Origin of the sequence: Paenibacillus antibioticophila (assembly GCF_000455265.1) — a bacterium.
Classification (GTDB): domain Bacteria; phylum Bacillota; class Bacilli; order Paenibacillales; family Paenibacillaceae; genus Fontibacillus; species Fontibacillus antibioticophila.
This window is the reverse complement of record NZ_HG005141.1, coordinates 63,279-78,039: the sequence shown is the minus strand read 5'-3', so window position 1 is coordinate 78,039 and position 14,761 is coordinate 63,279. Positions and strand designations below refer to the sequence as shown.

Below are 14,761 nucleotides of genomic sequence, written 5' to 3'. Positions count from 1 at the left end.
TGACACGAGCTTGTCGGGATTGTCCTACCCAGTCGTTCTCTGTCGGAGAAATGCGATGAGACTACCTTATCATAAGAAAAGTTGACGTATCAATACAGGATTTAACGAAATAACTGCTGATGTGCGCTCCAAATATATTAAAATAGCAATTCTGGAAAACTACTGGTACTCAACTGGTAACATATTTGTTACAATATAAATCGGACTGGTGAAAGGAATCGTTTGCGGCAGAAAAGACTCGGCACTCGAGGAAAGCGCTCGTTTGCGGCAGAAAAGCCCCGCCTATCGAAGAAATAACTCGTCTTGAAAAGGAATTGACGCGAACATGTCGAATGTTAAAGCAGACAGCCAAGTGTAAGGAATCAAGGTTTAGGACGTGATCTAGTGATAGAAATGCAGGATATCTGGAAGACTTACCCGAACGGGACGCATGCCCTGAAGGGAGTCTCTGTCAAAATCGACCGCAATGAATTCGTATACCTTGTCGGTCCCTCGGGAGCGGGGAAGTCGACCTTTATGAAGCTGATTTACCGTGAAGAGGTGCCCACCAAAGGCCAAATTTCTGTTAACGGATTTAATATAGGGAAGCTGAAGGCCCGAAAAATTCCGTATGTCCGCCGAAATATCGGCGTTGTTTTTCAGGATTTCCGATTGTTGCCCAAGCTTAGCGCCTTTGAAAATGTCGCCTTTGCCCTTGAGGTGATCGAGGCGCCGAAAAAGGTCATCAAGAAGCGGACGATGGAGGTGCTAGAGCTCGTCGGGCTGAAAAACAAGGCGAACCGGGACCCGTCGCAGCTGTCCGGAGGAGAGCAGCAACGTGTTGCGATTGCCAGAGCGATCGTTAACAACCCTTCCGTCATTGTGGCGGATGAGCCTACAGGGAATCTTGACCCCGAGACATCCTGGGGAATTATGCAGCTGCTGGATGAGATCAATTTCCGGGGGACGACCATTGTGATGGCGACGCATAACCGGGATATTGTGAATACGATGCGCAAGCGCGTTATCGCCATTGAGCATGGCAACATCGTGCGAGACCAGCAGAGAGGGGAATACGGATATGAGTTTTAGCACCTTTTTCAGACACATCCGTGAAGGTGCGAAGAGCGTAATCCGTAACGGTTGGATGTCCCTGGCCTCTATTACGTCAATTGTAGTGTCTTTATTCATGCTGGGTGTATTCATTCTCCTGGTGCTGAATGTTAACTCCTTCGCGGATGAGGCGGACAGTCAGGTTCAGATCAAGGCTTTCCTGGCTGGGAATGTGGATGAAGCATTGCTTCAGAAGGTGAATAGCGATATTGCAGCGATGGCGGAAGTCAGCAAGGTGACACTGATTCCCAAGTCACAGGGTCTGAAGGATTTCAGGGAAAAGCTCGGGGAAGAAGGCAAGGATTTGCTGGAAGGGTATGACGAGACAACCAATCCGATTCCCGATACGTTTCAGGTGGAAGTCATTGAACCGACTACCGTGCCCTATGTGGCAGGTAAAATTGAAGCCCTGAATGAGAAATATGCGGACGAGCTGCCGATTTATAAGGTTCGTTACGGACAGGGAACGACAGAGAAGCTGTTCAAGATTACCAATATGGTGCGCAATATCGGATTTGCTTTTGTCGCAGGACTTACGCTGATGGCGATGTTCCTGATTTCCAATACGATTCGTGTAACGATTCTTGCCCGCCGCCGCGAAATTGGCATTATGAAGCTGGTTGGCGCAACGAATATGTTCATAAGGTGGCCGTTCTTCGTGGAAGGCGCGCTTATCGGGGTTGCCGGCTCCGTCGTCACGGTAGCGCTATTGTTTGTTGGATATGGTCAGTTGGTTACGACGATGCAGTCCGATATTACGCTGGCCTTCACGCTGGTTCCATTGCAGGAAGTGGATCTCAAGCTGGCCGGACTGTTGATTGGATTAGGGATTTTGATCGGAATATGGGGAAGCACCATGTCGATTCGAAAGTTCTTGAAGGTATAGCCGCTGGCTGCCGGGCAGGTCAGATTCAGGTCAGATTATAGAAGATGAACAAAAGGACGGGGAAACGAACTTGAAAAAATGGATTACTGTTGTTGCCGTTGTCGCTTTAGTCGCTGCTGTCATCCAGCCTACGGAGGGCTTGGCCAAGTCGAAGACGATCAGTGAGATCGATAAGGAGCTTAAGCAGCTCCAGCAACAGGCAAAGGAAGCCGAGAAGCAGCAGGAAGCTGCTGCTGAGAAAAAGCAAAATGCCGAGCATTATGTGAATAAAAACCAGGAATACTTGAAGCAGGTTTTGGCACAAATGGACGCGGTCAGCAATGAGCTTGCCCAAATTTCTGTAGATATTGAAAATACCGAGCAGAGCCTGAGAGATACTGCGGTTCAACTGGAGGAGACCAAGGCGCGGATTGCGGAGCGCTCCGAATTGCTGGATTCCCGTGTGAGACTGATGTATACCGATGGCACCGTCTCTTATCTGGATGTGCTGCTGTCGTCGACCAGCTTCTCGGATTTCCTGGAGCGTGCGGATTCGCTGCAGGCGATCGCTAACCAGGATCATATTTTGCTGGACGAGCACAAGCATGACAAGGAGCTGCTGGATGAGCAGCAGGTGCAGCTGGAAGCAGACTATGCGAAGGTCAAGGCACTCTATGCGGATGCGGAGAACCGGAAGAGCATTTTGGAAGAGAAGGAACAGGAGAAGCAGGAACTGATTGCGAAGTATCATGCAGAGATCGAGGAATCCGACGATATCAGTGAGGAGCAGGAAGCGCTGCTCATTGAGCTCGCTACCAAGCGCGCTGCATTGGAGAAGGAAAAGAACAAGCTGAAGGCAGCCCAAGTCTATACGTATAAAAAGTCCTCCTCCGGCTTTAAAGGAAATGGCGGTTCCATGGGTCTTCCTGTAGACGGAGCACGCCTGTCTTCCGGTTATGGAACAAGAATACATCCGATCACGGGTGTGAAAAAGAAACATACCGGAGTTGACTTTGCCGCACCGCAGGGAACGGACATTCACGCGGCGGCTGGCGGTGTCGTTATCGTTGCCGAATGGTGGAGCGGCTATGGCAATACAGTCATCATCGATCATGGCGATAATGTATGGACTCTATACGGCCACATCCGCAACGGGGGGATCAAGGTCGAGAAGGGGCAGCAGGTCAAGAAGGGCGAGAAGATCGCCGAGGTCGGAAGCACCGGCAATTCAACAGGACCGCATTGCCACTTTGAGGTTCGGATTAACGGGACGCCAGTAGACCCGATGCCGTATTTGTAATAAAATAGATTAGTCGATGGAAACGGATAAACTCGTCTTGCAGAGACGGCTTGTCCGTTTTTTGCTCGTGATTGCTTTTTTAGGGTCGGGCATATAAGTGCGAGTTCAAAAAGTCAGCTTTTCAGCACCGAGAAGGTTGCGAGAACCTGAAGAAGGAGGAACGGAGTGTAGGCAGTACCTACATGAGTACCGGACTTCAAGGGTGAACGCAAGATTCGATGTCGAATCAACCACTTGAAGTACTTCGTGATCAAAAGATGTTTTTTGAACAACCTCTTATATTGTGGGGAAACTGGACATATACTTAGGAGACTAACATAGGCGGTGAAATAATGTATAAGAAACGAACAGTAGCCATAGTTGTAGTAGGTGCGATGATCGTCAGCAGCCTGCTTACATTAACCCTGACCGGGCAATGGAGCTTTGCCGGGACAAGCCCGCTTCAGAGCGGCTTATTTGCCGACAGCCCCGGGACAAGCACCAATAAGGACGATATTAAAAAAATCGAAACGGCGCTCAAGCTTGTCGAAAATAATTATGTCGAAGGTGTCGACAGGCAGAAGCTGGTTGACGGAGCCATCGACGGAATGATGAGTGCAGTTGGAGATCCGTTCTCCTCCTATATGGGGCCGGAGACGGCTCAGCAGTTTTCGGAACAGATCGAAGGCTCCTTCAGCGGAATTGGCGCAGAGGTGTCGATGGAGAACGGCAATGTCGTTGTCGTCTCGCCGATCAAGGGTTCTCCGGCAGAGAAGGCCGGAATTCAGCCGAAGGATATCTTGTTATCGGTGAACGGAGAGTCGTTTGAAGGGCTCAGCCTGAATGAGGCCGTTGCCAAGATTCGGGGTCCGAAGGGAACCGAAGCAAAGATCAAGGTCAAGCGGGCGGGAGCATCCGCGACGATGGAGTATTCCATTATCCGGGACGATATCGCATTAGAGACCGTCTATGCCGAGATGAAATCAGATGGAGTAGGCGTGATTGAAATTACGGAGTTCTCCATGAATACGGCGGAGCGCTTCAAGACAGAGCTGGACGCCCTGGAAAAGCAAGGGATGAAGGGTCTTGTGATCGATGTCCGGAATAACCCGGGCGGTGTGCTGCAAATCGTGGAGGAGATGACGGAGCTGTTCGTACCTAAGGGCAAGGTCATTGTCCAGGTAGAGGATAAGAACAAGCAACGTCAGAAGACATTTTCCTCGGGTGCAGGCAAAGCCTATCCGATCGCCGTCGTGACGAATAAAGGGAGCGCCAGTGCTTCCGAAATTCTTGCAGGGGCCCTTAAGGAATCGGCTGGTGCAACGCTGGTTGGAGACGCCACTTATGGCAAGGGAACCGTGCAGACGAGCTTCACGAAGGAATTTGGCGACGGCAGCCTGCTCAAGGTGACGATTGCCAAATGGCTGACGCCAAGCGGCGAGTGGATCCATAAGAAGGGGATCGAACCGAATGTTGCGGTATCGCAGCCGGATTATTTCACGGTAGCTCCGATCAATAAGGAGAATACGTATAAGTATGATATGCTCGGTGAGGATATCAAGAGCGCTCAGGTGATGTTGAAGGGACTCGGCTATGAGCCGGGCCGCAGCGACGGTTACTTTAATCGGGCGACCGAAGCAGCGGTGAAGAAATTCCAGGGCGATCAGAAGCTGGAGGCCACGGGGATTATTGATGAAAAGACAGCCGCAGCTCTGGAGCGCCAGTTGATTGAGCACATCCGTGATCCGAAGAACGATCTTCAAATGAACCGGGCAATCGAGGTTATCCGGAAGGAGATCGGTGCAGCGGTGTCGAAGAAATAAGAAGGCCAAAGAGCCTTCTTTTTTTCTGTCTATGACTCAATTCAAGTTGAACTTGTGTTAGAATTTAACTTGCCCGGAGATCGGAGTGTGAATTCTTTTGGATCTGTTACTGGAAGCATTGTGGAAGGTGCTGAATACGGGCTTGCAGCTCTTGCTGCAGCCGTTTTACTATATCTCAATCCTTGTTATTATGTTGATTTACCGCAGACAGGTATTGCTTGAGCGTCGATTGTTCCATGCAAGACTGCACAATTGGGTGAGTCAAACCTGGAGGACCGTGCTGGGAGGATTGGCGGCAGGCGCCTGTATTTCTTTGATTTCAGCCTTTGTGGGAATGACGCTCACACTGGAGGGCGTGCTGTGTCTCTGGATCGTTACGATCCTGCTGCTGATGATTCGTGTCCGCTATTTTTGCCTGGCTTATTCCGTGGGCTTATTGGGAATCGTGCAGTTTATCCTGAATTTGTTCCCGGGCTACGCCAGCGAAGGCTGGATTGGAACGGCAATCCGGGTGGTGCGCGAGTTGAATATCCCGGCGCTGCTCGTACTGGTAGGGCTGCTGCATCTGGCTGAAGGGCTGCTGGTACGAAGTCAGGCTGCTTCTTTTGCAGGCCCTCTCTTTTTTGAGGGCAAGCGGGGCAAGCTTGTCGGCGGATACCAGATGCAGAGCCTGTGGCCGGTGCCGCTGCTGCTGCTTATCCCGGCTCAGACAAGCGGCGGCATCCTTCCCTGGACGCCGCTGTTCGGCGGAGAAGCCTGGCAAGGCGGCTTTGCGCTCATCGCGCTGCCGGCGATCATCGGCTTCTCCGAGGTGACGACCGGCCTGCTGCCGCAGCAGAAAGCCCGGATCACTTCCGGGCGCCTGCTCGCCTACGGTACGGTCGTCATCGCCTTTGCGCTGGCGTCGCACTGGTGGACGCCAGTCCTGCTTGTGGCAGCACTGGCCGCGATTCTGCTGCATGAAGGGCTGATCGTGCTCAGCCGCTTCGAGGAGCAGCAGAGGAGCCCCTTGTTCGTGCACCCGCAGGGCGGGCTCAAGGTGCTGGCGGTGCTGCCCGGCAGTCCGGCGGCCGAGCTCGGCATTGCCGCCGGCGAGACGGTTATGCGTGTGAACGGCGTGCCCGTTCCCACGAAGGAAGAGCTGCATGCGGCACTGCGCATGCAGCCTGCATTCTGCAAGCTGGAGGTACGCAATCTCGCAGGCGAGAGTAAGTTCCTCCAGCGCGCCATATACGCCGGCGATCATCATCAGCTCGGCGTGATCCTGGCGCCGGACGAGCAGGCGCCGGTAGCTGTGAAGCTGCAGCCGCTGTCGTTGCTGCAGCTGCTGTCGCCGCGCCGCGGTGCGCAGGGCGTGCGCCACGGCGGCGCAGCCGCCTCCGCCGCTGCCGGGTCGTCCCCGGCGGAGGCGAGCGACGCAGCGCGTTGACCCGCGCTGCGGCATTATTGCAGCCCCTGAGATCCATGTGGAAATCTCAGGGGCTGCTTCTTTGCTGGCTCACTCTGCGTTCATTCGCCAGCACATATGACGGCATAACTGCTAAAAGCGCTAATTTCCCACTCACTGGCTTCATTTCACCGATAAAATTGCACCTTGTACTCTCATATACTCTCACGACGATTTTAGTGCCAAAAGGCATTAAAATTCCTGGCTTGGGAGCTCATGCGACGAATTTAATGACAAAAGGCATTAAAATTACTTGTGTGGGAGTTCACGCGACGATTTTAGTGCCAAAAGGCATTAAAATTACCGGCCCGGGAGTTCATGCGAGGAGTCTAGACCCAAACGCAACTAAATTACTCCACAAGAGCCTCAAACAGCTAAAGCCAGCTCTCTAAAACCAGCTTCCTACCACCAAACTCCATTATCAGTTCCCCACAACCCACTCCTCGTTACCAACTCCCTGTTACCAACTCCCCAAATCCAGCAACCTATCCAGCTCCCCATCCAGTTCCCTATTCAGCACTCTATCCAACTCTCTATCTGGCCTTCTATCCAGCCAATCCCTCTACTTACTTCCCCGACAACGGCAGGCTCTGGGTTTTAACCAGCGCCTGGGTGCGGGTGGATACGCCCAGCTTCTCGTACAAACGGGACAAGTACACGCGGATGGTGCCTTCGGTCAATCCAAGCGCTGCGGCCATCTGCTTGTTGGTCGCTCCGAGCCGGAGCTGCTCCAGGAGGAGAAGCTCTTTGCTGCTCAAGGGTTCGAGAAGGTCGAGCACCGGGAGGCTCCTCTGATGTGCAGGAATTCCTGGCGTGCCAGGAAAGGCATGGATCAGCTTCTCCACATAATCCAGGAGAGGGCCCAATTGCTCTAGTCCTTGATCGGAGCCGGAAGCAGAAGCGCGCACATTGTACCGATCAGCAAGGTAAGCCTTCAGCAGCAACTGCATATCGGCTCCTTCGTCCACAAAGGTTCTGCGGTAGTCGTTGTCTTTACCCAGAACGAGCGCTTCCTCGATCAGGCTGAAGGCAAGCAAGCGCTGGCCCCGCTGAGCTTCCAGCAATGCCTGGAGACAGGTAATCTCTACCCGGCAGGCGATCTGCTGTTCCCGCTCCGCTTGCAGCTTGAGCAGTTCGAGCATCGGCAGAGCCTCAGCCTCCTTGCGCTGCCTCCCAAGCAGCCGAACCAACGCGAGAAACTCGGTTTCCCGGCTGTATACCGGCTTGCTTCCGGAACCGATATGCAATGGGGCCAGTTCCTTTTTCGCCTCGCCCAATCGACCGTCCCGTAAGTACAGATTGCTCCGTACGGCTCGTACATAGCGACCCCAGCGTCCCCCGTCAGGAATGCAGGCCGCGGCGGCCTCAGCCGCTTCGTCCAGGGTGTGATAAGCCAAGGCGGACTTGCCTTCGGCAGCATGCAGCCGCGCTTCCGTGAGAAGAACCGGAATAAGCAGACCTGGCGTCTCCCGCAGCTTGTCCGAGTTGCGCAGTTGCATCAACAGCTCGCGGCAATCGACCAGGCGGTTCCACTCGTAATAGCCTTCGGCGAGGCACTGCTTTACGTACAGGTGGAGCAGAGAGTTTTTCCAGCCGTGGCCTTCCAATACCTCGATGAACAATTTTCCGACTTTTTCAGTGTCCTTGGACAGCCTTCCTTTCATGCCCAGCGAGGTGCGCCGGACATAAGGCTCTTGGCGGTTATAGTCGAATTGGTAATAGACTGGGTTGTCCGGAGCGAGATGATCTCGTACCTTTTCGCTCGAGGCCAGCCACCCTGCAAAGTCCCCATTTAAAAAGACCAAATTAGAACGGACGAACAATAAGCTGCTTCGAAGCTGGTCCTGCCGGCTGGAAGGGCTCAGTCTGTCTATTTCCTCCTCCAGCTGCTCCAATACCCGTCCGGAGCGCTCCAGATCACCGGCCAGCACAAGCAGGAAGGCGTGAAGCAGGGACAACTCAAGCGTCAGGGAGCAGGCCTCGGGAATTCTGCGAAACCAATTCAACAGTGTAGATAGATCCCCTTGTCTGAGCGCTGCAGGCAGGTGTCGCTCCAGGGCCTGGATGGCGAGCATAATCTCACCGGCTTCAAACAAGTGGTCAATAGCATCCTCCATAGCACCGATTTCAGAAAAATGCAGCCCGGCTGCTCGGTGCATTGCAGCATACGCTTTCTCATCCCTGCGTCGAAGCTGGCCTTGCAGAAACTGTGCGAACAGGTGGTGATAACGGAACCAGGTCCGCGTTCCATCAAGCGGGATCAGGAACAGATTCAATCGCTGAAGCTCCTCCAACTGCTGCCCGCCGTCGGTCCGTCCGGTCAACGCATTGCAGGCCGGAGCGTCCATTCTAGACAGCACGGAGGTCCGAAGAAGGAAATCATGCAAATCGGAAGAAAGCAGATGTAAAACCTCTTGGAACAAATAATCGGAAATAAATGACTCTCCGTCGTAGGCCAGATGCATGAGACTGTCGTTGCCAAAGGGGCGCGATAAGGAGAGAAGCTGCAGTCCGGTAATCCATCCCTCCGTCTTCCGCTGAAGCTCGTCCAGCTGGGCGGACGTCCATTCTGTATGCGGCTCCCCGTTAACCATGCGAAACAGGCTCTCGGTCTCGCTCGCTGTGAATTGGAGCTGGCCCATGCCGACCACCATGGCTTCTCCATTTGCCAGCCGCTTTATACCGGGGATCATGAGCTCCGAGCGGGAGGACAGAAGCACGTGCATCGAATCAGGCATATAGTCGAACAGATAAGACAATCCCTCAAGAATAGAGGGGGTGGTGATTTCGTGAAGATCGTCGAGTAGAAGCGCAAAAGCATGCTTATGATCCGTTTCTTCGGGCAGTCCGCTAATGAGGGCGTCCAAAAAAGTATAGATGGAGACCCCGTCCTGCAACTGGCAATTGGCTTCAAGCTGCTGACGATGCTGCTCGGGCAGGGCAGAGGCTATTGAAGCGGTAAAATATCTCCAGAAGCGTACAGGATCATTGTCCCGTGCATCAACCGATAGCCAGGCGCAAGGCATTCCGGCATGGTTGGCCCATTGGGCGAGCAGGGTGGACTTGCCGTAGCCTGCTGGAGCCACGACAGCGATTAAGCGTTTTCCCAGCCGGAAGCCCTCAGAGATCGAATGGAGCAGGCGCTCCCGCTGAACCAGCCGGTCCTTCGATTCGGGAACGAACAATTTAGTTTTTAACAAAGGACTAGACGTTCGGCGCATAGACTTACCTCGCTCATTTTGATTTCTATCCTAGCAAATCTGATTAATTACATTGCTGACAGTGTCGAAAAAGGCAGATTCGTCAAATAAAGTAGATCATAGAATAGATTATACGAAGAATTTTAAGGAAAGTTAACGAATGTCAATTCTTTCACTCCATTTATTTTGTTAGCCTCTTCCTGATAGATCATTTTCAGGAGGATAATATGAGACAGCGTATCGGAAAAATCGTACTGTGCATAAGCTTGCTTATCGTACATCTGCAATGGATGAGCAACTCGTCTAGGGTGTTTGCGGCCTCGGCAATGCCTCCCAAGCTGGTTGTGGGCTACTATCATACATTAGCTCTGACCAGTGGAGGACAAGTGTATAGCTGGGGAGGGAATGACAAGGGGCAATTGGGCAACGGGATGAGTAGTAATCGAAATACTCCTGTTGTGATCGAAGATCTGGACCAGGTTATCGAGATCGACTCCGGCGTACGCAGTTCCATGGCGCTTCAGGCTGACGGAACGATCTGGACTTGGGGGATGAACGAGAACGGGCAGCTCGGGATCGGATCCTTGGTCAACACGACCGTTCCGACAAGGGTCACAGCCTTGGAAGACGTCCGAATAACAGCTATATCGGGCGGGCTTGGCTACCATAGCATGGCGCTTGCCGAGGACGGCACAGTGTGGACATGGGGGAAGAATGACAGCGGCGAGCTGGGGGATGGAACAAAGGTCCAGAAAAACGCGCCTGTTCAAGTTAACGGTTTAAACGGAATTACGGCGATTGCCGCAGGAGGCTACTCCAGTTTTGCTCTGAAGGAGGACGGGACTGTCTGGGCTTGGGGAACGAACCAGAACGGAGAGCTCGGCGACGGAACGCTCACGGACAAGCTCCTGCCGGTGCAGGTTGCGGGTCTTAGCGATGTTATCAGGATTGCCGCGGGCGGTTCGCACTCCCTGGCAGTCAAGCGGGATGGCACGGTATGGGCCTGGGGCTCCAACAGTCAGGGCCAATTAGGGGATGGAACAATATCTAACCGAAACCTGCCGGTGAGGGTTTTGAATTTGGAAAATATTGTGGATATTGCCGGAGGTGGCTACCATAGCCTTGCTTTGGATGCGGACGGTGCCGTATGGAGTTGGGGCTTGGGGAATTACGGCCAGCTAGGACGTTCGGGCACCTCCAGTGATAGAGTTCCTGCCCGGATTCAGGATTTGACGCCTGTGATCGATATCTCTGCCGGCGGCTTTCACAGCGTGGCGGTGACGGAGGATATGCGCGTCTGGGGCTGGGGATACAACGGTTATGGTCAGCTTGGTGACGGAACCTGGAGTACAAGCATGGTTCCCGTGTTAAGCAAGGCTATTCTGGATACTACAGCCCCGGTGCCGGGAGGCCTGATCGAGGCTGTCGAGGTCACAACGGATTCCATAGAGCTGCAGTGGGCTGCTGCTTCCGACAATCTTGATGATCCGGACGAACTGGAGTACAGGCTGTATTTATCGGGCAGGGATAACTTAAGCACGGTTGAGCAGGTAGAACAAAACGGGATGGCTCTGGGACCCTATGAAAAAAATCAGACGAGTGCGGCGATGCGGCTGTTTGTCCCGGACCAAACCTACTATTTCAGTGTCATTGTCAGGGACAGTGCAGGGAACAAGAGCGCTTATCCGATGCTGAGCGTGAAGACAAGACCGCTGGCTCCGCTGCACGATCCGACCCTGCGGCAACTATCCGTACAGTCGGCGCAAGAGAGCGGTTTGGCATTGAATCCCGGCTTCGGCCGCTACCAATACACTTACAACCTTAGACTTGCTGAAGCTACGGATCGGCTTTCAGTCACGGCGGACGTCTACGACACAGCAGCCAGTGTGACGGCAAGCGTCTACGGGGAGACCGGACAGCTCCTGCAGGGGCCGGTGCCGCTGGTGTTTGGAGTTCCCAGTGAGGAGTTGACTGTGGGAGAAGGAGCAGCCTATTTGTCGGTTGTCGTGAGGATGCCGGATGGCCAGGAACAGGAGTATCGGATCGTCTTGACCCGGGACAGCGTGCCTGGGGGCAACCCGGGAGAAGGAGAAGGACCGGGTGGACCAGGTGAAGGACCAGGCAATCCGGGAGAAGGACCGGGCGAACCAGGTGAAGGACCGGGCAACCCGGGTGAAGGGCCGGGCAACCCGGGTGAAGGGCCGGATAACCCTGGCGAAGGCGGTACGGGCGGAGGAAGCGAGCCGGGGAGGTCAGGACAGTCGCCGGAGGGCAATGTATCACAGCCTCCTTCGAAGCAGCTTGATCTCCAGGTGCTTTTAAACCACCAGCCTCAGGACAGCATAGTTCATGCTGGACTTCGTAACGATGGAGCTAAGCAAGTTGTATCGCTCAGGCTCGATTCCACAAAATTAAAAGCCGCAATGGAAATGCCAGGGAGTGATTCGAGCCTGTTCCTCATTCTCGGGCAGCAGGCTGAGCTTATTGAATTGAGTATGGACGCTCAAGCCATGGAATTGTTTGCTGAAAGGGAAGGCTCCCTGGAGCTGCGTTCCTCCCTTGGCGGCTTCCGTTTCGCAGCAGGGGAGCTAGCCGAAGCTTTTGAACGCTATGGGGCTGAGGCGGATAAAGAATCTGCCAGTCAGGCCATAGTTACCTTTACCTTGGGCGGCAGCGCGAGCAAAGTGCAGGAGCAGCTTGCCCGGGCGGAGGCAGAGCAGCATTTTGTGACGCTGCTATCTCCCGTTCAATTTAAAGCGGCCATACAGGTCGGGGAACACATTCATCCGATAGAGAAGTGGGGACGGTATGTGCAGCGCAGCCTGCCTGTTCCTCCGGAGCAAGCTGATACTGTAACGACCGGCGTCTTTATTGGGGAGGATGGGACCGTCATCTCAGTGCCGACTCGGCACGAGACTCTGGAAGACGGCACTCGCCATGCGGTGCTGAAGAGCATGCATAATGGCTCGTTTGCCTTGATATCGAAGCCGGCAGCATTTGCGGATGCGGTCTCCCATTGGTCCGGCGAAGCGGTGAATGATTTGGCCTCGAGGCTGATTATCACGGGAACAGCGGAGGGGCAGTTTTCTCCGGAGGCGCCTATGGAGCGCGCAGCGTTTGCAGCTTTGATGGCAAGAGCGCTAGGTCTGTACGATTCGTCTGTTCCGGCCGCGGTCTTCAAGGATGTCAGCGTCACGGATTGGTTCCATGATCCGCTTGCACTGGCGGTAGAGCATGGATTAATCCAGGGAGATGCAGCGGGAGACTTCCGCCCCCGTCAAGCAATCAGCCGTCAGGAGGCGATTGTTATTATTGCTCGGTCTATAGCGGAAGAAGAATTCCAGAGCACGGCCCAAACAAGCTCGTCAACGGCTTCGGGCTTGCTGTTCAAGGATCTGGACAGCTTGCCGGACTGGGCACGGACTTCAGCCGAAGAGCTTGTCAGTCTTGGCATTCTGGAAGGCTCGCCGGATGGCATGATGATGCCGAAGCAAGCATTAACCAGAGGGGAAGCTGCCGCACTTATCCAGCGCATGCTGAAGAAGAGCGGGATGATTGACTAAGCAATCGCATAAGAAAAACAATAGGCCCCGCCTGTCCAGTGACAGGCGGGGCCTATTGCAGTGTGCCACGCATGGCGACCAACTATTTGGTGAGAGTCCATTGTGGGGGGAAATACCGCCCGAAGGGTAAAACATTCAGGAAGGATATCAAATTTTTTAATTGAATTAACATAATTCAAGTTATATAATTTGAAAAAACGGCAATAATTTAAAATAAGGAGGGTGGAATTAGATGGGATATGAAAAATTATCGAAGATTTTTTATAAAGTGGGCGAGATCGACTATACGCAGGAAATTAATCATCGAAAAAATAGTTATGGCAGCTATTTGACCCCATTCACCATAAAAGGGTTTCGAAAAGGTCAAACCACTAAAGAAACCTATTCATTGTTTTATGTAAATATCCATGAATTAATGACCTTAAATAATAGAGTACTAATGAATAGTTCCAAAATATCCGCTTTAATCAGCAGACTCCCCAAGTTTGTCGTTGAGCCCTATTTTCGAAAATTGATTATTAATGAAGCGCAAAGCAATAATGAAATTGAAGGAATTCGCAGTACTAAAAGGGAGCTGCAAGAAGTATTGAACGGATTAATGAAGTCTGAAAGTAAACATAAACGGTTTATAGGATTAATGAAAACCTATTTATTCATTGATCAAATAAAGCCCTTCACTAATGTTGAAGATTTTAGAAAGCTTTATGATGATTTGGTATCTAATGAAATTTCCCCTGAAGATGAACCTGATGGTAAATTGTTTAGAAAGGGCTACGTAGAAGTAAATGATGGCAGCCATACCACTCACATAGGTGTTATCTCTGAAAATAAAATTATTGAAATGTTAAATACATTAATAAAGTTTCTGAATGATGAGCAACATCCGGAATTATACCGCTTTATGGCTGCCCACTATTATTATGAGTATATACACCCATTTTATGATGGGAATGGAAGAACAGGGCGTTTACTCGTGTGCAGTTACTTATCGAGATACTTAGATAGATATTCTGCAATCACTTTTTCTTATGCTATTAATAAGAACAGATCAAAGTATTATAAAGCGCTGGAAGAGATTCCTTCGCCCTTGAATAAAGGGGAATTAACATTTTATTTGATGGATATGCTGGCTTTACTTTCATCAGGTCAAGAGGGGATCATTGAGGATTTAGACTTGAATCTATCCAAATATCAACGCATAAATGACTTTTTTGAGACAAATAAATGGGATGGGCGCCGTGAAGAAAGCAGTTTATTGCGTATTATGACAAGCCTTAATGTGTTTGTAAATGAAGCCGATTTTCCTGTGAACATGTTGATGGAAATATCCGGACAGTCAAGATATAAAGTAAATCAGATGATGAGTAACTTGGAGGAAGAGGGATATGTGATCCTGATTAGCCAAAGGCCTAAAAGTTATAGGATTTCAGATGAATTTTTGGAAAGTATACTGATTGTGTAAGAAGGAAGAGATAAACGAAGGAAAAAATTG

At 52.0% G+C, this 14,761-nt stretch carries 8 protein-coding genes; 7 read left to right on the top strand and 1 reads right to left on the bottom strand.

What is annotated here, in order from left to right; translation table 11 throughout:
- Positions 1-384: 384 nt before the first annotated feature.
- The 5 genes from ftsE (at position 385) to TX85_RS17540 (ending at position 6,488) form a co-directional block, all read left to right on the top strand.
- The gene (gene ftsE, locus TX85_RS17560; RefSeq protein ID WP_044480984.1) at positions 385-1,071 is read left to right on the top strand and encodes a cell division ATP-binding protein FtsE; all 687 of its coding nucleotides are present in this window, start codon (positions 385-387) and stop codon (positions 1,069-1,071) included.
- Positions 1,061-1,978 (top strand): permease-like cell division protein FtsX, encoded by a 918-nt coding sequence (ftsX, locus tag TX85_RS17555; RefSeq protein WP_044480983.1) that lies wholly within the window; start codon positions 1,061-1,063, stop codon positions 1,976-1,978. Before ftsE ends, ftsX begins: the two co-directional genes overlap by 11 nt.
- A 70-nt stretch (positions 1,979-2,048) precedes the next feature.
- Positions 2,049-3,257 carry a murein hydrolase activator EnvC family protein gene (locus TX85_RS17550; protein WP_044480981.1) on the top strand — a complete coding sequence of 403 codons (1,209 nt, stop codon included), beginning with the start codon at positions 2,049-2,051 and terminating at the stop codon, positions 3,255-3,257.
- 332 nt (positions 3,258-3,589) lie between these two features.
- A complete protein-coding gene (locus TX85_RS17545) occupies positions 3,590-5,059 on the top strand; it encodes a S41 family peptidase (RefSeq protein WP_044480980.1) in 1,470 nt (489 codons plus the stop codon).
- Between the two features lie 97 nt (positions 5,060-5,156).
- Entirely contained in the window at positions 5,157-6,488 is a 1,332-nt protein-coding gene (locus TX85_RS17540; protein WP_044480979.1) for a PDZ domain-containing protein, read from the top strand.
- 584 nt (positions 6,489-7,072) lie between these two features.
- Here the strand turns inward: TX85_RS17540 and TX85_RS17530 are convergent.
- Positions 7,073-9,706, bottom strand: a complete 2,634-nt coding sequence (locus TX85_RS17530) for a LuxR C-terminal-related transcriptional regulator (protein WP_233500788.1) — start codon at positions 9,704-9,706, stop codon at positions 7,073-7,075.
- Between the two features lie 227 nt (positions 9,707-9,933).
- Here TX85_RS17530 and TX85_RS25455 point away from each other — a divergent pair, with 227 nt between their 5' ends.
- Entirely contained in the window at positions 9,934-13,269 is a 3,336-nt protein-coding gene (locus TX85_RS25455) for an RCC1 domain-containing protein (RefSeq protein WP_049895031.1), read from the top strand.
- Positions 13,270-13,501: 232 nt separating this feature from the next.
- Positions 13,502-14,731 carry a Fic family protein gene (locus TX85_RS17520; RefSeq protein ID WP_044480976.1) on the top strand — a complete coding sequence of 410 codons (1,230 nt, stop codon included), beginning with the start codon at positions 13,502-13,504 and terminating at the stop codon, positions 14,729-14,731.
- The last annotated feature ends 30 nt before the right edge of the window (positions 14,732-14,761 follow it).

What these genes read in the sequence shown, in the direction of transcription:
- ftsX (WP_044480983.1), top strand. Translation starts at nt 1,061, where the DNA reads ATGAGTTTTAGCACCTTTTTCAGACACATCCGTGAAGGTGCGAAGAGC.
- TX85_RS17545 (WP_044480980.1), top strand. Translation starts at nt 3,590, where the DNA reads ATGTATAAGAAACGAACAGTAGCCATAGTTGTAGTAGGTGCGATGATC.
- TX85_RS25455 (WP_049895031.1), top strand. Translation starts at nt 9,934, where the DNA reads ATGAGACAGCGTATCGGAAAAATCGTACTGTGCATAAGCTTGCTTATC.
- TX85_RS17520 (WP_044480976.1), top strand. Translation starts at nt 13,502, where the DNA reads ATGGGATATGAAAAATTATCGAAGATTTTTTATAAAGTGGGCGAGATC.